Consider the following 19,352-nt stretch of genomic DNA (forward strand, 5'->3'; position numbering starts at 1 on the left):
GTGCACTCCTTACGCGATGGTCTTGGCGGCATCCTTGATGGCCGCGCGAATCCGTTGATAGGTGCCGCAGCGGCAGATGTTGCCGCTCATCGCGTTGTCGATGTCGGCATCCGTCGGCGCCTTGTTCACGCGCAGCAGCGCGGTGGCGCTCATCACCTGGCCGCTCTGGCAGTAGCCGCACTGCGGCACGTCGTGCCTGACCCAGGCGTCCTGCACGGCCTTGCCGACCTTGTCGCTTTCCATCGCCTCGATGGTGGTGATCTTCTGGCCGGCGGCGGCGGAGATCGGCGTGATGCAGGAGCGGATCGCCTCGCCGTTCAGGTGCACGGTGCAGGCGCCGCACAGGGCGGCGCCGCAGCCGAACTTGGTGCCGGTCATGTTGAGGTTGTCGCGCAGCGCCCAGAGGATGGGCGTGGAGGGATCGGCGTCGACCTGCTGGTCGCGCCCGTTGATGTTCAGAGTGACCAAGTGCTACTCCCTAGTTTTGGACGAGTGCTGCTTTTTATTGTGCGCGTGGGCACGGGGTGCCCACGCGCACTACAGGTTCTTGCTATTTGATCGATTCGAGTTTTTTCTCGAGCGTCGGCAAGTCGACCGCGCCCGGAATGCGCGAGCCGTCGGCGAAGAAGATCGCCGGCGTGCCCTGGATCTTCAGCTTCTGGCCCAGCGCCAGGATCTTCTCGTTCGGGGTCTCGCAGCTGGCCGGGGCTGCCGGCGCCGGCTTGCCGCCGATCATCCAGTCGTCCCAGGCCTTGCTGCGGTCGGCCGAGCACCAGATGTTCTTCGACTTCACGAACGAATCCTCGGACAGGATGTTGTACATGAAGGTGTAGATGGTCACGTTGTTCAGGTCCTTCAGCGCGGTCTGGCGCAGGCGCTTGCAGTAGCCGCAGTTCGGGTCTTCGAACACGGCGATCACGCGCTTGCCGTCGCCCTTGACCTGCTTGATCGCGGAATCGAAGGGCAGGTCCGAGAACTTGATCTTGTTGATGTCGTCGATGCGCTCGCGGGTCAGGTCGCGCGTGGTCTTGGCGTCGTAGACGTGGCCGATGATCAGGTATTCGCCCTTCTTGTCGGTGTACAGGATGTCGCCGGCGACGCGCAGTTCGTACAGGCCGCCATAGGGCGTTTCCTTGATCGACTCGATCTTGGCCCCGCCCAGGCGCGGCTCGATGTTCTTCTTGATGGTCGCCTCGACCGAATTCTGTGCGCCGACGCAGGACGCGATAAGGCCGGTCGCCAGCAGGACGGCGAGTTTGGTCTTGACCATGAATGTATTCCCTAAAAGATTATTTACCCATCGCGTGGGCGATCAGCCTGCGCTTAACGAGCGGCAACTTATCCAGCAAGTTTAATCCCAAATTGCGGATCGCGCGTACGGGCTCGAGATTGGCGCCGAACAAACGTTCGAGCCCATCGGTTGCCAGTTGCATGAGGAGGACGTCTTCCTTGCGCGCACGGGCGTAGCGCGCCAGCACGCGCTCGTCGCCGATGCCGTTGTGGGCTTCGCGTTCGTTCACGACCCGCAGCAGGTCGACGATGTCGCCAAAGCCGAGGTTCATGCCGTGCCCGGCCAGCGGATGTACGGCGTGGGCGGCGTCGCCGATCAGGGCCACGTGCGGCGCGACGATCGCATGCGGGCGCACCAGCGCCAGCGGGATCGCCTTTACCGCTTCCGGCTGCAGCGGCTTGAGCAGGCCGAGCTGCTGTTCCGAATACTCGCCGAGGCGGATCGCCAGTTCGCCGAGCGACTCGTCCATGATGGTGTCGGCCAGGGTTTCCGGCGCCGACCATACCAGCGACACCCGGTCGCCCGGCAGCGGCAGCAAGGCGATGATGCCCTCCTTGCAGGTAAACCACTGGTGGGCCACGTTGTGGTGCGGCTTCCCGCAGGAGAAATTGGCGACGATGGCGCGCTGGTGGTAGGAGCGGTAGTCGATGCCGATGTCGCACTGGCCGCGCACCCAGGATTCGCGGCCATCGGCGCCGAGCAGCAATTGCGCCTCGATCGGCGCGCCCTCTTCCAGCTCGACTTTCGCGCCGAGCGGGCTGCAGGTGAGCCTGCAGGCGCGGCCGGTGACGACGTCGACGTTCTGCGCGAAGCGCAGGGCCGCGTCCAGCGCACTGTTCAGGTTGCTGTCCTCGACGATCCAGGCCAGCGTGCCGGTGTGGGCGCCGAAGGCATCGAAGCCCAGGTGGCCGCCCTGCTCGCCGTCGCCCTTGACGTCCATCGCGTCGACCGGGGCCACGCGCGCCATGTCGAGCGCGCCCCAGACCTTCAGCGACGACAGCAGCTTCTGCGCCGTATGGTTGAGCGCGTACACTCGCACGTCCCAGGGTTTTTCGCCACCGGAAGCGGCGGATGCGGACGACTCTTCGGCGCCAGGGCGCGCGGGCGGCACCAGCAGGGTGACGCTGTGCCCGGCCTGCGAAAAGCCCAGGGCGGCGGTCTTGGCGATCGCGCCGTTGCCGACGATGCAGACGTCGCTACGGCGGGCGTCGGCACGGTATGGTGCGGAGGAAGAGGTCTGTGTAGTCATGTGGACATTATATCCCTTTGATTTCCGGCGGCTCCGCCGGCCTGTGCCGGGGTCCCCTGGGGGCGGTGAAAAAATTGCCGGCCGGGACTTGCGGCCTTGGAAACCACTGGCTATAATCATGCCTCTCTTGGCCTGGTAGCTCAGTTGGTAGAGCAGAGGATTGAAAATCCTTGTGTCGGTGGTTCGATTCCGCCCCGGGCCACCAAGATTCAAATGAAAACGCCGACCCCTGGGTTGGCGTTTTCGTTTTTGGCCCGCGCTTTCATCCGGAGACTGACATGACGACCCTCCCTCCCTGCCCTTCCTGCGGCTCCGCACTGACCTACGAAGACGGTTCCGGCAACTACGTCTGCCCGGAATGCGCGCATGAATGGCCGGTCAAGCTTGATGCGGCCGCGGAAGAAGCCGTGCGCGTGTGGCGCGACGCGGCCGGCAACCTGCTGCAGGATGGCGACTCCGTCACCGTCATCAAGGACCTCAAGCTGAAAGGCGGCGGCGGTGTGGTCAAGCAGGGCACCAGGGTCAAGAATATCCGCCTGGTCGAGGGCGACCACGACATCGACTGCAAGATCGACGGTTTTGGCGCGATGAGCCTGAAGTCGGAATTCGTCCGGAAGAGTTGAACGCATACACCCGGAATGCGAAAGGGCTTGGCCTCGGCCAAGCCCTTTTTCATTTCTAAACCCGGCTCCCGGGCTGCAGGCAGCTTAAATCACCACGAAATCGGCATAGCTCAGTACCGGCGTGCCGGCGAGTACGGCGATCTTGACCGCAGCGCCTGCGCCCGACCCGTCCGCGTCATAGAACAGTTCGCCGGTCTGGTCGTTGTAGATGATGTAGTCGTCGGCATCGGCCGCAGCGCTGCCGATCCTGAAATTGGCGGCGTTGAGCGTTCCCGCCGTCGCCAGCCGGGTGAAAATCGCGTTTTCCAGCATGATCGTGTCGTCGGCGGCAACGAAGTCCGTGATGGAATCGACGTTCGAGCTGCCGTTCAGCGCCGTATCGAACACGAACCGGTCCTGGCCGCTGCCGCCGGTCAGGGCATCGTTGCCGGTACCGCCATACAAGGTGTCGTTTCCAGTGTCGCCGAGCAGCGTGTCGTCGCCGGCTCCGCCTTTCAGGATGTCATTGCCACCCGCGCCCAGCAGCCGGTTTGCCCCCGCATTGCCAATCAGGGAATTGGCGAGCGCATTCCCGGCGCCGCCGATCGAGGCCGTGCCGGTCAACTGCAGATTTTCCACGTTTGCCGTCAGCATGTAGCTGACCGACGAATTCACGCTGTCGACGCCGGCGTTGGCCGCTTCGATGACCTTGTCGAATGCGCTATCGACATAGTAGGTATCGTTGCCGAGGCCGCCGGCCATCGTGTCGGCGCCTGCACCGCCATCCAGGACATTGTTGTAGTTATTGCCCGTCAGCTTGTTGGCAGACGCATTCCCGGTGCCTGCGAGAACGGTCGACAGGTTGGACAGCACCAGGTTCTCCTGGTCGGCCGCAAGCCTGAACCCGTTGAGCGAGCTGATCACCGTATCCGTGCCGGAGGCATCCACGATGACGTCGCCGGCATTGTCGACGTAATACGTATCGTCGCCGGCGCCGCCGTCCATCATGTCGGCACCGGCGCCGCCGTTCAGTGTATCGTTCCCGCCGAGGCCGTATAACTTGTTTGCGCTGGAATTCCCGATCAGGACGTTGTTAACATCATTCCCCACGGCCAGCGTGGCGGAAGAGCCCTCCACCAGCGTCAGGTTTTCGACGCCATACACATAGGCAGGGTAGCTGATGTTCGGGACATAGCCGCCAAGGGAGGTATTGAAAACCGTCACCACTGTGTCGGTGCCGGCATCGTTTGTTGCTTCGGTGATGCGATCGTTGACGGAATCGACGTAATACACGTCACTGCCGGCGCCGCCGACCATGACGTCGTCGCCCGTGCCGCCGTTCAGGGTATCGTTGCCCAAGCCGCCGGAAAGCGAGTCATTGCCTGCTCCACCGATGAGTACATTGTTGCCGGCATTGCCTACAATAATATTGTCCAGCACGTTGCCGATGCCCGTGACTGCCTTGCCGAGCAATTCCAAGTTGTCGACATTGGCTGTCAAGGTATAGGTGTCCAGCTTGGAAATCACCTTGTCCGTCCCTTCGCCGGCATATTCGATGACCGCGTCGCCCGCATTGTCGACGACATAGGTATCGTCGCCAGTGCCGCCGACCATGTAGTCGCTTCCCGACCCGCCGTCGAGCATGTCGTTGCCCGCGCCGCCGAGCAGCCTGTCGTTGGACACGAAGTTTCCGATCGTGATGGGCAGGCTGGTTTCCAGCATCGTGCCGGTTGCCGACTGGGTCATCAGCTTGGCCGTGATCCGGTCCGTGCCCGAGGCGTTCAGGGCAATCGGCGTCGACTCGAACTGCACGCCCAGCGGTCCGATGGTGAAGCGGTCCGAGCCGATCAGGTCGACCAGTTCGCCGTTCTTGTAGAGTTCGACCCAGCCGACCTCGGCGACGCGCAGTACGGAGGTGTTCAGCAGCGAAGCGTCCAGTTCTTCCGGGTTCATGACGATGATCGCGGAATCGTTGTCGATACCGTCGTCGAGCAGGTCGAGCGGATTTTCCGAGGCGCCGGAGCCGGTGCCCACGGCCCGGATGACGGTCCCGCCGTGCCCCATCGCCCGGATTTCCGCGGCAGTCGCCAGGTAGGCGTCGCCGTCGGTCGGCGCACCGTCGGAAATGAAGAAGACGATGTTCTGGCTGCCGGCACTCAGGGCCAACTGCTTCTTCGCCTCGGTCAGCGCCATGTCGTAGGCGGTTGCGCCGTCCTGGCGTATCGTCTGCAGCCAATCGGCAAGATCGGCTACCCCGTTTCCGTTGCCGTCGAGCCCCGGCGCGCCGGAGTAGATCGTCTCGGCGGTATCGTCGAATTGCACCAGCGAGACATGAATCTGGCTGCCCAGGCCGCTCGCGACGATCGACTGGTTCAGCTTTTGCAAGGACGCGATGGCGGCGTCCATCGTCGTGTTGCTGATGCCGTCGCCGTTCATGTCCGGGATATTCACATTCCCGGCAAAGCTGCCATCCATGCTGCCCGAGTGGTCGATGACATATACCAGGTTGATGCCGCCCTGTGCGGCATTCAGGGAGCTGATCGTGCCGCTGATTTTTACCGTGCCGGTCGCCGACTCGGGTGCGGACATGTTCAGGACGACAGACTGGCCATCGACAAACGCCTGCGCGGAGCCGATCTGCGCTTCAGGTCCGCCCTGGTCGCCGATCAGCAAGTCATCGCCGTCGCCACCGTTCAGGGTATCGTTGCCGCCACCGCCCATCAGGGTATCGTTGCCGGCGCCGCCGGCAATCGTATTGCTTCCACCGTTGCCGACGATGTGGTTGTCCAGTGCATTGCCGCTCATTCCCAGGGCTGTCCCCAGCATTTCGCCGTTTTCGACGTTCGCGCCCAGGGTGTAATTGGCGAGCCCCGTCCGGACGGTATCGATGCCGGCGTTTGCCGCCTCGACGACCACGTCGGCAGTGTTATCGACGATATAGATGTCGTTGCCGAGGCCACCAGTCATGGTATCGGCGCCGGCGCCGCCATCGATCAGGTTGTCGCTGGCGTTGCCGCTGATTTTGTTTGCGAGCGCATTGCCAACAGCCTGGAATGCGGTCCCGGACAGCGTGAGGTTTTCAAGGTTACTGCCCAGGCTGTAGTCGATCGATGCGATGACGGTGTCCGTGCCCGCGCCCGCGGCTTCGGTGACCACATCGCCCCTGTCGTCGACGAGGTAGGTATCGTTGCCAACGCCGCCGATCAACTTGTCGGCGCCGGCGCCGCCGTCGAGGGTGTCGTTGCCGGCGCCGCCACTCAGGATGTTCAGCCCGCTGTTGCCCGTCATGCGGTTGTCCAGCGCATTGCCGGAGCCGTTCAGGTTCGCGCTACCGGTCAGCACCAGGTTTTCCAGGTTCGCGCCCAGCGCCAGGCTCTGGCTTGCGACGACGGTGTCGACGCCCTCATTCGCCAGCTCGACCACGACGTCGCCGGCGCCAACGATATAGGTGTCGTTGCCGGCCTTGCCGGTCAGCGTGTTGGCCGCCGAATTCAGGCTGCCGTCGAGGATATTGCCGGCCCCGTTGCCGGTCGCGGAGATTGCCGCACTGCCCTGCAGCGTGATGTTTTCGATATACGGAGCGGACGCAATACTGTAGCTGATGCTGCTTTTGACCGTGTCCACGCCTTCGTTCGTGTTCTCGATGACGATATCGCCCGCGTTGTCGACGATATAGGTGTCGTCACCCTGGCCGCCTGCCATCCGGTCGGCGCCGAGACCACCGTTCAGGGTGTCATTGCCCTCGAGACCGGTCAGCGCATTGTTTCCTGAATTACCGGTAATAACGTTGTCGCCTGCATTACCAGTCCCGTTGATGGAAGCGGTTCCGGTCAGGGTCAAATTGCGCTGATAGGCCAGCAGCGTCGTCGTGACCGATGCCGAGACGTCGACAGTGAAATTATCCAGCGTATTCAGTTCGGTAGGCGACATCCCCGCCAGATAGCCTGGCGCAGCCAGGTTTGCCAGGGAATTGCCGATGGCGGTGGCGCCGGCCGTATCGCTGGACAAGGCATAGAAATGCATGATCGTCCTGGTCTGGCCAGCAGCAAGGCTCAGGCTGAACGATGTCTCGGATTTGTCGATACTGCCCTGGGTCGCCAGCGCCGGAGAGCCGGCTCCGCCGGCGACGACATGCACCAGTTTCGGAGCGGAAGTGTTATAGGCGTTGCCGTATGCCGCCCAATCATCGGCGGCAGTCAGGGTCCTGTCTCCGCTCGATGTGGCAATGATCTGGGTGCTGCTGTCGTAGTAGATATCGGTGCCCACCGCGAGACGGACCGTCTTCGCCGACGTGCCGGTATTCGACACGATTTCAAGTACGCGGACAAATCCGCCCTCGATATAGGTCTTGCGCGTCACCGAAATGCCGTCGCTTGCAATCGTGCCGGTGACGCTTTGCGTATTACCGGAAACGACCGCGGCGCCCCAGGAAATATACGCAGCATTCGATGAACCTGCGATATACAGGCCGAACGAGGGAGTGTCGAGCGCATCCTGCCAGGTTCCCGCCATTTGGGCACTGGTCAGGTTACCGTAGTTATCGACATCCCATTTATTGCCGAGTCCATCCGTATAAGAAAGCGCCAATTTCAACTCCGACCGTTAATATAATAATTATATTATGAACAATTTATTTCCAAATTGCCACAGATTATTATTCTAACGATCAACTTATTTAACGACACATTTACACGGCGACCGACTTTCCACGGAATTCAAAAAATATTGTAAATACTTGGATCGGGTTGCATGGGCCATCGCAGGGATTGGCGACATAAGTTATATTTGGATAGATTTTTATTCGTTGCTGATAACACCGGGCGCCCATCTTCCAGATGGAATTCTTTTTCTCGGTGCTGCGACTTCGCATGCCCCGCAAGATTTATGTACCAAAGAAAAATGCCAGTCAGCTGGCTGACTGGCATTGATCGTTTGGTGACGTTTTTTCCTGCAACTAATGCTGATCAATGGAAGAACAGGTAGATCAGTACCAGGACGATGGCCGGAACGCCGAGAATCCACGCCAGGAAATATTTGCCCATGATCGTGCTCCTTTCAAGGTTGTCGTTGAGTACGGCTCCATCGTGCCTTGGGCGCGCACCATCGTCCGTGCGCTAATACACGATGCGCGCGTGCGGAAACGCGCGGGTTTTCGCACAGGGCTACAATGGCCGGGCAGTTCATACCGATTCGCGCACTGAAACCTTCACAGGAGACGTCCATGAAATCAGTCAGCCTTGGTTCTGCAATCCTGCTCGCCCTGTTCTCCCTGTCCGCACACGCGGCCGATCCGCCGGTCAAGAAAATGAACGGCATGCTGGTCGACTCCAAGGGGATGACGGTCTATACCTTCGACAAGGACACCGCCAACAGCGGCAAGAGCGCCTGCACCGGCCCTTGCGCGACCAACTGGCCGCCGGTGATGGCGGGCGACGCCCCGCTCTCCGCTCCCTACTCGACCGTCACCCGCGAAGACGGCAGCAAACAGCTGGCCTACAAGGGCAAGCCGCTGTACACCTTCGGCAAGGACAAGAAGGCGGGCGACAAGGCCGGCGACAAGGTCAAGGACATGTGGCACGTCGTCACCGACTGATGAAGCCGTGAACTAGTGATCGTGATCGGCATGGGAGCTGCCCAGCCCCATGCCGAAGCCCATCCCCATGCCGCCGCCGCCTTCGCCGGCGCCACCGCCACCGCCTTTACCGCCGCCGCCACTGCCTTCTCCCCTGCCGCGCGCCCCGCCGCCGCCCTGCGTGCGCGTCGGGCCCTGCAGCGGAATCGCGACACCCTGCGGCATCGGACCGATGTCGAGCGCTTCGCGGATGAAGTCGCGCAGCGAGATCACCAGTTCCGCCGTGTGGATCGGGCGCCCGGCCGCCATGTCGCTCGCGGCCTGGCCGGCCAGGCGGCAGTGCTGTTCGGTGCCCAGCAGGAGGATGTCGGCCAGCGCCGCCTCGACGGCGTCGCGGATGCGCCGTGCGCGGTCGGACTGCGCACCGGCCTCCGGCACTGCCGCCGCGGTTCCGCCGGACGGCAGCGCCCCTTCCCTCGGCGCCGCCGCGCGCAGCTCGCGCAGGTGGGTCGGGTCGACCGTCAGCTCGCCGGTGAAGGAGCCGCCCAGGGTCCGGTAGGCGGCGATCAGGGTCCGCAGCCGCTCGTTGATCTGGCGGTTCATGCGCTCGCGGCGCTGCTGGATGGTCTGCATCATCAGCACCCGGATGCCGACGCCGACCAGGGTGACGATGGCGAGTCCGAGAAAGGTCGTCAGGACCGCATGCCAGGAACTGAAATCCATGGTGCGCACGTGTGCCTCGCGTTCGATGTCGTCGAAGCGCCAGTCTAGCCGCGTTCGGGCGCGGGCAACGTTCGCGGCCGAACATCCGGCCGCGCTGGCGCCGCTTATTTGGCGGCCAGCTCGCGCAGGCGCCGGCGCATGGCGCGCTCGTTCTGCTCCTGCGCGATCCAGTCCTCGCGCATCGCACGCCACAGGGAGATCACCATCAGCACGATCACCAGCGCGAACGGCAGGGCGAACACGATGGTCGCGGTCTGCAGGCCCTGCAGGCCGCCGGCCAGCAGCATGCTGACCGCGATCCCCGCCACCAGCGCGCCCCAGACGAGCTTGACGCGGGCAGGTGGGTTCGGGTTGCCGCCGGTGCTCATCATGCCCAGCACCAGCACCGCCGAATCGCCCGAGGTGACGAAGAACACCAGCACCAGCAGGGTGGCGACCACCGACATCGCGACCCCGGAAGGCATGGCCCCGAACATCGTGAACAGTGCGGTCGCGACATCGCTCTTGACCGCCGCGGCGATCGGCACGTGCTGCCAGATCTGCATCGTCAGGGCGCTGCCGCCGAAGATCGAGAACCACAGGAAGGCGGCCAGCGAGGGCGCCAGCACGGTGCCGATGATGAACTCGCGGATCGTCCGCCCGCGCGAGACGCGCGCGATGAACAGGCCCACGAACGGCGACCAGGAAATCCACCAGGCCCAGTAGAAGATCGTCCAGCTGCCGACCCAGTTGCCGTCGCGGAAAGGCGTGGCGCGCAGGCTCATGCGGACGATATCGCTCAAATAGTTGCCCAGCGTATTGCTGAAGGTGTCGATGATCGCCACCGTCGGCCCGAGCAGGAACACGGCCAGGGCCAGCAGCGCCGCCAGCACCATATTGAAGTTCGACAGCAGCTTGACGCCCTTCTCGACGCCGCTCACCGCCGAGGCCACGAAGATGGCGGTGGTTACGACGATGATCCCCACCTGCCAGCTCTTGTCGACCGGGACACCGAACACCGCCTGCAGGCCGCTGTTGATCTGGAGCGCGCCCATGCCGAGCGAGGCGGCGACGCCGAATGCGGTGGCCACCACGGCCAGTCCATTGAACAGCCCGCCCATGCGGCGTACCGGGGTCCATGGCAAGGCGCTGGTGGCGGTGCTGATCAGGGCGTCGCCCTGGCGGCGGTACTGGAAGAAGGCGATCGCCAGGGCGACGATGCCGTACACGGCCCAGGGATGCAGGCCCCAGTGGAAGAACACGTAGCGCATCGCGGCATTCGCCGCTTCCGGCGTGCCGGATGCGATGCCCGGCGGCGCCGTGACGTAATGCGAGACCGGCTCGGCCACGCCCCAGAACACCAGGCCGATGCCCATGCCGGCCGCGAACAGCATCGCGAACCAGCTGCCGACCGAAAACTCGGGTTCCTCGTCTTCGCCGCCAAGCTTCAGGTTGCCGTAGCGGCTGAAGGCGACGAAGGCGGCGAACAGCACCAGGCCCAGGACGACCCACAGGTACAGCCAGCCGAAATTGCGGGTCAGCGAGGCGAGCGTGTCGTCCAGCACGGACGCCATGGTGTCCGGCGCCAGGATGCCCCACAGGACGACGAGCAGGATGAATCCTGCCGATAAAAACATTTGCATTGAGAGTCCTCTTTTACTTCGAGAACCCGGTATTATATTCGTACAAATGTATCTGCGTCGCCCTTATCAACATTGCATCATGCGGCTGGACAGGTCTAGCGCACCACCTGCAGCTTGACCTGTTTGCCCTCGCGGTAGGTGTAGAGGGTCAGCGCGGCGTCATGCAGGTCGCCATTCGGGTCGAAGGCGATGTCGCCGGTGACGCCGTGGTATTTGATCCTGGCCAGCGCCGGCAGGAACTTCGCCGGATCGGTCGAGTTCGCCTGCTGCATGGCTTGTGCAAATACCATCGTCGCGTCGTAGGCATACGGCGCATAGGTCTGCAGCGGGATCTTGTAGCGCTGGCGGTAACGCTCGGTGAAGGCGGCGAATTCCGCCTCCTCCCTGGGGCCGGTGACGCCGCCGGCCACCACGCAGATCACCTTGCCGTTGCCGAGCGCATCGCCGGCCAGTTGCGGCAGCTTTTCCGAGCACACGCCGTCGCCCGACACGAAGGCCGCGTCGATGCCGAGCGCCTTCATCTGCTTGAGCATGGGGCCGGCCACCGCATCCATCCCGCCGTAGAAGATCACGTCGGGCTTGTGCGCGCGGATCTGGGTCAGGATGGCGTTGAAATCGGTCGCCTTGTCGTTGGTGAACTGGCGGCTGACCAGCTGCGCGCCGCCCACCGCCTTCACCCCTTTCGTGAATTCGTCGGCCAGGCCCTGGCCGAAGGCGGTGCGGTCGTCGATCACCGCGATCTTCTTCGCCTTCAGCGTCCTGATCGCATACGCCGCCAGCGTGCGCCCCACCAGGCTGTCGCTGGCCACCACGCGGAACGCCGTCCTGTAGCCCTGGCGGGTGTACAGCGGGGTGGTCGCGGCCGGCGAGATCTGCGGGATGCCGGCGCTGTTGTAGATCTTCGAAGCCGGCACCGTGGTGCCCGAGTTCAGGTGGCCGACCACCGCCACCACGCCGTTGTCGACCAGCTTCTGCGCCGCCGCGGTGCCCATCTTCGGGTCGGCGCCGTCGTCCTCCGCCTGCAGCACGAACCTGATCTTTTTACCGCCGATCGTCAGCCCTTTCGCGTTCAGGTCGTCGATCGCCATGCGCGCGCCGTTCTCGATGTCCTTGCCCTGGTGGGCGCCGGTGCCAGACAGCGGCGACACGCTGCCGATCTTGACCTCGGTCTGGGCCTGCACGGCGGGGGCGCCCAGGGCCAGCAGGCAGGAGAGAATGGCGGCGGGACGGACGGAAATCTGTGGACGCATGGGCTTGCCTTTCGATGGGATGACCGATTGTAATCCGTACGGCCTCCCGCAGCGCTGCCGGCGCCTTATTTGTGACTGGCAGTCATGAATCGGCGGCCGGCTCCGCGAAATACGCCATGTCGCGCTCGATGGCCGGCGGCAGCTGTTCCTTCAACAGGTCGATCCAGGCCCGCGTCTTTGCATCCACGAAGCGGCCGGAGGGCAGCAGCGCGAAGATGCCGATCTCCGGCGAACGCCATCCGGGCAGGACCTGGGCCAGCCGTCCGCTGCGCAGGTCGTCGACCACGCTGTAGGCGGGCAGCAGGGCGATGCCCAGCCCGCTCAGCGCGCCGTCGAGCAGCACCTCGGTCGTGTTCCCGACCAGCGGCCCTTCCGGGTCGATGGTCGCGCGCTCGCTGCCGCGGTCGAGCTGCCAGCTGGAAGTAAAGGAAGAGTTCACCAGGCGCAGGCAGGTATGCCGGGCCAGGTCCTGCGGATGCTGGGGCGTGCCGCAGCGCGCGAGATAGCCGGGGGCCGCGCACAGCACCGAGAACATGCGGCCCAGCTTCAGCGCCACCAGGGCGGAATCGGGCAGGTATTGCGCCAGGTAGATGCTGACGTCGATGCCCTCGGCCAGCAGGTCGGGCGGGCTCTGCGACGAGCTGTATTCGACGGTGACGCGGGAGTTGGCTGCGCAATACATGGACACCAGCGGCGTCACGTAACGGTTGCCGAAGGCGGTCATGCTCATCACGCGCAGGCGGCCGATCGGTACGCGCGCGCCGCCGCCGACCTCCCCTTCGGCCTGGGCGACCATGTCGAGGATGGCCTTGCAGCGGGCGGCATAGCGCTCCCCCGCTTCGGTGGCGGCGATGCGCCGGGTGCTACGGTGCAGCAGCTTGGTCTGCAGGCGGTTTTCCAGCAGGGTCACCAGGCGCGAGACCTGCGCCTTGGACATGCCCAGGTGCTCGGCGGCGGCGGTGAAGCTGCCGCCATCCATGACATGCACGAAGGCGTTCATGGCATGCAGCAGTCCGTAATCGAGATCCTTGCGCATAGCCGGTCATGTTACCGCAGCGGCGGCGATCCGGTATGCCGCTCAGTTGGTCTGGTAGAGCGGGTTGTCCGACACGTAGGCCGTCACCGGATGATCCAGCAGGCCTTTCGGCGCGATCTGGGCGAGGTCGAAGGGGATGACGTGGGCGCTGCCGTTCTGGAAGCTCCAGCTGAAGGAACGGTCGCCGACGACGAAGCGCACGGTCGAGCCGCCGGTGACGTTGACGTGGCGGGTCGCCCCGGTGATGACGATGACCTGGTCGACCGCGGCCTGGGCCGGCGCGGCATTGCCGCGGAAGTCCGACGGTTGGGCGGCGGCCAGGGCGCTGCCGGCGGCGGCGAGGGTCATGGCGGTCAGGACGGGAAGAAGCAGCTTGGTGTTCATGGTGGTTTCCGTTCGATGTGCGCGGCGCCGCCATCGCGCCGCGCGTTGTTCTGGTGTGCCACCTGGCGACGGTGGCACGTCAGTCGCTTTGTTGTGAGCGTTTTTCTGACAGGCAAATGGTAATTGCCGGCATCGAAGGGAAAAATAGCGGTGGAGGGGATTGTTCGTTACGCATGACGTAACAATCGTTCGACATAAGGGCGCACCAACGTCATGCCCGCGCGCCAAAACGTCGTTCCCGGCAAGGCGGGGACCCAAGTTCTGCATGCGTTTCGACAGCGCTTGAAAACTTGGGTCCCCGCCTGCGCGGGGACGACGGCGGACACTTGGGTTCCCGCCTGCGCGGGAACGACGGAAGTGATTACCAGAAGATCACGCGCTCTTCCGGCGCCAGGTACATCTTGTCGCCCGGCTTGACGTCGAAGGCCTCGTAGTAGCCCGGGTGGTTGCGCAGGCTGCCGTTGACGCGGAACTCGGCCGGCGAGTGCGGGTCCGACTTCACCTGGGAGATCAGGGCGGCGTCGCGAGCCTTGCCGCGGCGTGCCTGGGCCAGGCCCATGAAGATGCGCTGCTCGGCGGTGAAGCCGTCGATCACCGGCGCCGGCTTGCCCTTCAGCGAGATCCGGTAGGCGCGGCTGGCCATGATGGCGCCGGCGTTGTCGGCGATGTTCTCGCCCAGGGTCAGCTCGCCGTTCAGGCGGTAGCCCTCGACCGGGCTGTAGCCGCCGTACTGCGCGACCAGCACCTTGCCCTTGGCCGCGAACTTTTCACCGTCTTCCTTCGTCCACCAGTTGCGCAGGTTGCCGTCGCCGTCGTACTGCGCGCCCTGGTCGTCGAAGGCGTGGCTGATCTCGTGGCCGATCGAGATGCCGACCGCGCCGTAGTTGATCGCCGGCTCGGCGTCCGCATCGTACAGCGGCGACTGCAGGCGCGCGGCCGGGAACACGACTTCGTTCATCTCCGGGCTGTAGTAGGCGTTCACGGTCTGCGGGGTCATGTGCCATTCGCCGCGGTCGACCGGCTTGCCCAGCTTGTTCACGCCGTAGTTGTGGCTGAACTCGCGCGAGCGCATCACGTTGCCGACCAGGTCGTTACGCTTGACGCTCAGCGAGGAATAGTCGCGCCACTTGTCCGGATAGCCGACCTTCACCGAGATCTTGGCCAGCTTGGCCTGCGCCTGCCGCTTGGTGGCGTCGGTCATCCAGTCCAGGGTCTCGATGCGCTCCTTGTAGGCCAGCAGGAAGTTCTGCACCATCTCCTCGACCTGCTTCTTGCGCTCGGCCGGGAAGTAGTTCTGCACGTAGACCTTGCCGACCACTTCGCCCAGGTCGCGGTTGATCTCGGCGATCGCGCGCTTCTGCAGCGGGCGGTTGACCTTGGCGCCGCTCAGCACCGTGCCGCGGAAGGCGAAGCTCTCGTCGACGAAAGGCTGCGACAGGTAAGGCGCGTAGGCGCTGATCAGGCGGAAGGCGAAGTAGGACTTCCAGGTCTCGACCGGGGTCGCGGCGATGATCCTGTCGAGTCCCTGCAGGTAGGACGGCTGGCTGACGTTCACTTCCGGCGCCTTGCCGGCCACGCCGCAATCCTTCAGGTAGGCGGCCCAGTCGAAGCCCGGCGCCAGGTTTTTCAGGTCGGCGGCCTTGATCTTGTTGTAGCCCTTGACCGGGTCGCGGTTCTCGACGGCGCTCCACTGCGCCCTGGCGATCTCGGTTTCCAGCGCCACGATGGCCTTCGCCTCGGCGGCGGCGTCCTTGTGGCCGGCCAGGGCAAGCATCTTCTCGACGTGGATCTGGTACTTGGCGCGGGTGTCGGCCAGGCGGGCATCGTCCTGCAGGTAGAAGTCGCGGTCGGGCATGCCCAGACCGGACTGCGAGATGTCGACGATGTAGCGGGTCGAATCCTTGTTGTCCTGGTGGACGCTCATGTTCAGCGGCGAGCCGGCGCCGAGGCGTTCGAAGCGCGCGGCCAGCATGGCCAGGGCCTTCTTGTCCTTCAGCGCATCGATGCGCGCCAGTTCGCTCTTCAACGGGGCCAGGCCGAGCGCGTTGCGGCGCGCTTCATCCATGTAGCTGGCGTAGAAGTCGCCCATCTTCTGGGTGTCGGAACCGGCTTTCGCGTTCCGGTCCTGCGCGGCCTTCTCGATCAGGGTGCGGATCTGGGTTTCGACATTGTCCTGGGCGATGTTGAAGGCGCCCCAGCTCGAACGGTCGTTGGGGATGTCGACGTCCTTCAGCCACTTGCCTTGCGAGTAGCGGAAGAAATCGTCCTGCGGGCGTACCGCGGGATCCAGTGCGCCGACGTCGACGCCGGAACGGGCGCTGGCAGCGGCCGCGTTCTGGGCGGCCGAAGTGTCTGCCGCCGGGTTGGCGGCGGGTGCGCCGGCGTAGGCAAGGCCGCCGAACACGCCCACGATCAGGGCGCTGCACAGGGTACGCTTCATTATTTGTCTCTCCATGGATGAACCGGGTGCCCGATGCTAAGCTAAACCTTTCTCCATGCCAAGGTACCATCATGGTTTTCGCCACAGCCCGGGCGATTAAATTCGATGCATATGGGTGCCCGTACAGTGGCCGCCCGGCTTGCGCGGTGGCTTGCTCGGTGGCTTGCTCGGTGGCTTGCTCAGTGGCTTGATTTCCGGTCCGCCGGTGCCATATCGGAAGCTATTCCTCCCTCCACTTCATGCCCGCCTTGCCCCGCCTGCCCAGAACCGCTCCCGCTTGCCTGCTCGCCGCCGCGCTTGCCGCCGCCGTGGCCGCGCCGTCCGCGCGCGCGCGCGACGGCGACGAACTCGCCGCCCTGGTCAATGCCTACCGCGCCGCGCCCGGCCTTTGCGCCGGCCGCGCCGCCACGCCCGTTGCGCCTCTGCAGCCCGAGGTGGCGCTGTCCGGCGTGCGCATCGGCTTCGGCACCTTCCTGGAATCGGCCCTGAAGACGGCCGGCTACGCCGCCGAGCGCGCCGAATCGATCTCGGTGACCGGGCCGCCGGACGCACAGGCGGCGATGACGGTGCTGCGCGAAAAATACTGCGACAAACTGCTGAGCAAAGAGTTCACGGCCATCGGGACGGCGCACCGCGGCAAGGAATGGCAGGTCGTCCTCGCCCGTCCGCACGTGCTCCCTCCCCTGCCCGATCCCGCGCTGCTGGGTCCGGAGCTGCTGGCGCTGGTCAACCAGGCGCGCGCCACCCCGCGCAACTGCGGCGCGCAAGCCTTCGGCGCCGCCCCGCCGCTGACGTGGAACGAGACCCTGGCGCGCGCCGCCCTGGGCCACAGCCGCGACATGGCCGAAAAGCGTTACTTCAACCACAAGGAACCGGGCGGCAGCACGCCGTCCGTACGCGCCACCCAGGCCGGCTACCAATGGAGCCGGATCAGCGAGAACATCGCGTCGGGCCAGCGCACGGCGGCGGAAGCGGTCGCGGGCTGGCTGGACAGCCCGGGACACTGCGCCAACATCATGAATCCGACGGTCACGGAGATGGGCGCCGCCTATGCCGTCAACCCGGCCAGCGACAGCCGCACGCTGTACTGGACCCAGATGTTCGGCAGGCCGCGCGGTCCCTGAAGCCCCCTCAAGGCATTGCCCGCGTCTATCGGGCTGATCGGAAGAATTAAATAGCGCGCTATTTAATTGCACGCTATTATCCTTTCCATCACAGCGGCCTCGACGGTAACGGGCGGGGCGCACAAGATTTTTAACGTAACATCGGCTGGATCAACAAACAAAGGAAAGGGTAACGCGATGACCACCAAGCTCGACAAAGTCCTGTACACCGCGAAAGCACACACCACCGGCGGCCGCGAAGGCCGTTCCATCTCCAGCGACAAGCTGCTGGACGTGCGCCTGGCGCCGCCGAAGGAAATGGGCGGCAAGGGCGACGCGACCAATCCGGAACAGCTGTTCGCCGCCGGCTACTCGGCCTGCTTCATGGGCGCGATGAAATTCGTCGCCGGCCAGAAGAAGATCGCCGTGCCGGCCGACGCGGCCGTCGACGCCAGCGTCTCGATCGGCCCGATCCCGGCCGGTTTCGGCCTGGCCGTGGAGCTGGCGGTCAGCCTGCCGGGCATGGACCGCGCACAGGCACAGGAACTGGTCGAAGCGGCCCACGGCGTGTGCCCGTACTCGAACGCCACCCGCGGCAATATCGACGTCACGCTGACTGTCGTGTAAGACCCTGCCGGAGCGTCCTGTCAGGCCGCTTCGGGAAAAGGCACGCGCTCGACCGCCCGCACCAGGGCGCCGTAGCATTCCGGGTCGAGCGCCGTCCCCACCGTTTTCTTCATCATCTCCAGTGCCTGCGGGATCGGGATCGCGCCGCGGTATGGCCGCGAGGCAGTGATCGCGTCGAAGATGTCGGCGGTGGTAATGATGCGCGTCTCGATGCGGATCTCCTCCGCCGCCAGCCCGCGCGGATAGCCGCTGCCATCCAGGCGTTCGTGGTGGGCGCCGGCGATCGCCGCCAGTTCGCGGAACGCGCCGATCCGCCCCAGGATGGTTTCCGTGAACTCGGCATGCAGCCGGACGGCGTCCCACTCGGCGCGGTCGAGCGCTCCCGCCTTGTCCAGCACGCTGTTGCTGACCCCCAGCTTGCCGACGTCGTGCAGCAGCGCGCCGCGCTTGAGCCAGCGCCGGCGTGCCATCGACAGCCCCAGCATTTCACCGATCATGTCCGTGTACAGCGCCACGCGCGCACTGTGCCCGCTCGTATACGGACTCTTGGCATCGACCACCTGGCCGAAGGCTGCAGCGATATCGTCCAGGTAATCGTCGTCCAGCGCGTGCTGCCATCCCTCGCCCGCCGGCTGCATGCCTGCCACCGCGCCGTCGATATCCCCACCGGCCAGGGTGGCCCAGAATCCGGCGCTGTGCGCCACCCGTTCGAAGGCCTGCACCAGGCGCGGATCGAACCACTGGCCGGAACGCGCACGCGCTTCCTTCAGCGCGCCGGCGCGGCCGCTCTCGGTATGGAACACGTCGATCACCTGCGCCAGCAGGGCGATGCGCGAATACAGGGGAATCGCCTCGCCCGCCAGCCGCGCCGGCTTGCCGTTGCCGTTGAAATGCTCGTCCAGCGAATAGATACCTTCGGCAACGGCCTCCGGAAAGCGCAGCAGGCGTGCGATGTCGGCGCCGCGCTGGCAGCGGGTGGCGACCAGCTCGCGCGCGATCTCGGGGCCGTCGCGCAGGATCGTCATCACGCTGCGGAAGCGCTCGGCCAGGCCCGCCTTCAGGCCGGTGTGCTTGAGCACGAAGCCCAGCACCTGCGGCAGGCTGTCGCCGACCGTCTTGTAGTCGCGCTTGAAGTCCAGGTCGTCCGTCAGGTACAGCGCGCAGATGCGCGCGGCATTGCTGCTGCAGCCCAGGTCCTTCAGCAAGAGGGTGTAGTACAGCTCCCACAGCTGGCGTTCGTCGAGGCCGATCTGGCGCCCGATATGCATGCCGATCCAGCACGCGCGCACGCAATGGCCGGGCGGCTGTCCCTCCGTAATGTCGAGGGCATAGCTCAGGGAGGCAATCAGTTCCGATAATTTGAGCTGGCTTGCGGGCAGGATGTCGGCATTCATAGCTTTGGGAGGGGCAATATTTGATGATTTAGAGAAATAGAGTACTGCCATACAAGCGC

The 19,352-nt window shown here is 64.6% G+C and carries 15 protein-coding genes and 1 tRNA gene; 5 read left to right on the forward strand and 11 right to left on the reverse strand.

The window, feature by feature from the left end; genetic code table 11:
- Positions 1 to 9: 9 nt before the first annotated feature.
- From AC3A6M_RS11835 to AC3A6M_RS11845, 3 genes are all read right to left on the reverse strand, one after another.
- Positions 10 to 468, reverse strand: a complete 459-nt coding sequence (locus AC3A6M_RS11835; protein ID WP_487852925.1) for a (2Fe-2S)-binding protein — start codon at positions 466 to 468, stop codon at positions 10 to 12.
- Positions 469 to 550: 82 nt separating this feature from the next.
- Positions 551 to 1,270, reverse strand: a complete 720-nt coding sequence (locus AC3A6M_RS11840; RefSeq protein ID WP_487852926.1) for a DsbC family protein — start codon at positions 1,268 to 1,270, stop codon at positions 551 to 553.
- A 19-nt stretch (positions 1,271 to 1,289) separates the two neighbouring features.
- Positions 1,290 to 2,540, reverse strand: a complete 1,251-nt coding sequence (locus AC3A6M_RS11845; RefSeq protein WP_487852927.1) for an FAD-dependent monooxygenase — start codon at positions 2,538 to 2,540, stop codon at positions 1,290 to 1,292.
- Positions 2,541 to 2,669: 129 nt separating this feature from the next.
- On the opposite strand from AC3A6M_RS11845, the gene AC3A6M_RS11850 reads away from it, so the two are divergent.
- Positions 2,670 to 2,745, forward strand: a tRNA-Phe gene (locus AC3A6M_RS11850).
- A gap of 73 nt (positions 2,746 to 2,818) precedes the next feature.
- Entirely contained in the window at positions 2,819 to 3,163 is a 345-nt protein-coding gene (locus AC3A6M_RS11855) for a zinc ribbon domain-containing protein YjdM (RefSeq protein ID WP_487852928.1), read from the forward strand.
- An 84-nt stretch (positions 3,164 to 3,247) separates the two neighbouring features.
- Here AC3A6M_RS11855 and AC3A6M_RS11860 read toward each other — a convergent pair whose 3' ends face one another.
- A complete protein-coding gene (locus AC3A6M_RS11860; RefSeq protein ID WP_487852929.1) occupies positions 3,248 to 7,729 on the reverse strand; it encodes a beta strand repeat-containing protein in 4,482 nt (1,493 codons plus the stop codon).
- 634 nt (positions 7,730 to 8,363) lie between these two features.
- On the opposite strand from AC3A6M_RS11860, the gene AC3A6M_RS11865 reads away from it, so the two are divergent.
- Positions 8,364 to 8,735, forward strand: a complete 372-nt coding sequence (locus tag AC3A6M_RS11865) for a COG4315 family predicted lipoprotein (protein ID WP_487852930.1) — start codon at positions 8,364 to 8,366, stop codon at positions 8,733 to 8,735.
- Positions 8,736 to 8,747: 12 nt separating this feature from the next.
- Here the strand turns inward: AC3A6M_RS11865 and AC3A6M_RS11870 are convergent, their stop codons facing one another.
- The 6 genes from AC3A6M_RS11870 to AC3A6M_RS11895 all read right to left on the reverse strand — a co-directional run bounded on the left by AC3A6M_RS11870 (position 8,748) and on the right by AC3A6M_RS11895 (position 16,169).
- Positions 8,748 to 9,437 carry a KH domain-containing protein gene (locus AC3A6M_RS11870; protein WP_487852931.1) on the reverse strand — a complete coding sequence of 230 codons (690 nt, stop codon included), beginning with the start codon at positions 9,435 to 9,437 and terminating at the stop codon, positions 8,748 to 8,750.
- 104 nt (positions 9,438 to 9,541) lie between these two features.
- Positions 9,542 to 11,059 carry a BCCT family transporter gene (locus AC3A6M_RS11875; protein ID WP_487852932.1) on the reverse strand — a complete coding sequence of 506 codons (1,518 nt, stop codon included), beginning with the start codon at positions 11,057 to 11,059 and terminating at the stop codon, positions 9,542 to 9,544.
- Between the two features lie 95 nt (positions 11,060 to 11,154).
- Positions 11,155 to 12,309: a branched-chain amino acid ABC transporter substrate-binding protein gene (locus AC3A6M_RS11880; protein WP_487852933.1), complete on the reverse strand. Its 1,155-nt coding sequence runs from the start codon at positions 12,307 to 12,309 to the stop codon at positions 11,155 to 11,157.
- Between the two features lie 82 nt (positions 12,310 to 12,391).
- On the reverse strand, positions 12,392 to 13,345 hold the full coding sequence (locus tag AC3A6M_RS11885) for a LysR family transcriptional regulator (RefSeq protein WP_487852934.1): 954 nt from the start codon (positions 13,343 to 13,345) through the stop codon (positions 12,392 to 12,394).
- A 42-nt stretch (positions 13,346 to 13,387) separates the two neighbouring features.
- Entirely contained in the window at positions 13,388 to 13,729 is a 342-nt protein-coding gene (locus AC3A6M_RS11890; RefSeq protein WP_487852935.1) for a CzcE family metal-binding protein, read from the reverse strand.
- A 361-nt stretch (positions 13,730 to 14,090) separates the two neighbouring features.
- A complete protein-coding gene (locus AC3A6M_RS11895) occupies positions 14,091 to 16,169 on the reverse strand; it encodes a M13 family metallopeptidase (protein WP_487852936.1) in 2,079 nt (692 codons plus the stop codon).
- A gap of 239 nt (positions 16,170 to 16,408) precedes the next feature.
- Here AC3A6M_RS11895 and AC3A6M_RS11900 point away from each other — a divergent pair, with 239 nt between their 5' ends.
- Positions 16,409 to 17,293 carry a CAP domain-containing protein gene (locus AC3A6M_RS11900; protein ID WP_487852937.1) on the forward strand — a complete coding sequence of 295 codons (885 nt, stop codon included), beginning with the start codon at positions 16,409 to 16,411 and terminating at the stop codon, positions 17,291 to 17,293.
- Positions 17,294 to 17,470: 177 nt separating this feature from the next.
- Positions 17,471 to 17,899, forward strand: coding sequence for an organic hydroperoxide resistance protein (locus AC3A6M_RS11905; protein ID WP_487852938.1), 429 nt, complete (start codon positions 17,471 to 17,473; stop codon positions 17,897 to 17,899).
- 20 nt (positions 17,900 to 17,919) lie between these two features.
- Here AC3A6M_RS11905 and AC3A6M_RS11910 read toward each other — a convergent pair whose 3' ends face one another.
- The gene (locus tag AC3A6M_RS11910; protein WP_487852939.1) at positions 17,920 to 19,293 is read right to left on the reverse strand and encodes an HD-GYP domain-containing protein; all 1,374 of its coding nucleotides are present in this window, start codon (positions 19,291 to 19,293) and stop codon (positions 17,920 to 17,922) included.
- Between the last annotated feature and the right edge of the window lie 59 nt (positions 19,294 to 19,352).

This window comes from Telluria sp. Soil_C_11 (assembly GCF_057657395.1).

Coding starts and splice junctions, on each gene's coding strand:
- AC3A6M_RS11840 (WP_487852926.1), bottom strand. CDS start 1,270: ATGGTCAAGACCAAACTCGCCGTCCTGCTGGCGACCGGCCTTATCGCG.
- AC3A6M_RS11845 (WP_487852927.1), bottom strand. CDS start 2,540: ATGACTACACAGACCTCTTCCTCCGCACCATACCGTGCCGACGCCCGC.
- AC3A6M_RS11855 (WP_487852928.1), top strand. CDS start 2,819: ATGACGACCCTCCCTCCCTGCCCTTCCTGCGGCTCCGCACTGACCTAC.
- AC3A6M_RS11865 (WP_487852930.1), top strand. CDS start 8,364: ATGAAATCAGTCAGCCTTGGTTCTGCAATCCTGCTCGCCCTGTTCTCC.
- AC3A6M_RS11870 (WP_487852931.1), bottom strand. CDS start 9,437: ATGGATTTCAGTTCCTGGCATGCGGTCCTGACGACCTTTCTCGGACTC.
- AC3A6M_RS11875 (WP_487852932.1), bottom strand. CDS start 11,059: ATGCAAATGTTTTTATCGGCAGGATTCATCCTGCTCGTCGTCCTGTGG.
- AC3A6M_RS11880 (WP_487852933.1), bottom strand. CDS start 12,309: ATGCGTCCACAGATTTCCGTCCGTCCCGCCGCCATTCTCTCCTGCCTG.
- AC3A6M_RS11885 (WP_487852934.1), bottom strand. CDS start 13,345: ATGCGCAAGGATCTCGATTACGGACTGCTGCATGCCATGAACGCCTTC.
- AC3A6M_RS11890 (WP_487852935.1), bottom strand. CDS start 13,729: ATGAACACCAAGCTGCTTCTTCCCGTCCTGACCGCCATGACCCTCGCC.
- AC3A6M_RS11895 (WP_487852936.1), bottom strand. CDS start 16,169: ATGAAGCGTACCCTGTGCAGCGCCCTGATCGTGGGCGTGTTCGGCGGC.
- AC3A6M_RS11900 (WP_487852937.1), top strand. CDS start 16,409: ATGCCCGCCTTGCCCCGCCTGCCCAGAACCGCTCCCGCTTGCCTGCTC.
- AC3A6M_RS11905 (WP_487852938.1), top strand. CDS start 17,471: ATGACCACCAAGCTCGACAAAGTCCTGTACACCGCGAAAGCACACACC.
- AC3A6M_RS11910 (WP_487852939.1), bottom strand. CDS start 19,293: ATGAATGCCGACATCCTGCCCGCAAGCCAGCTCAAATTATCGGAACTG.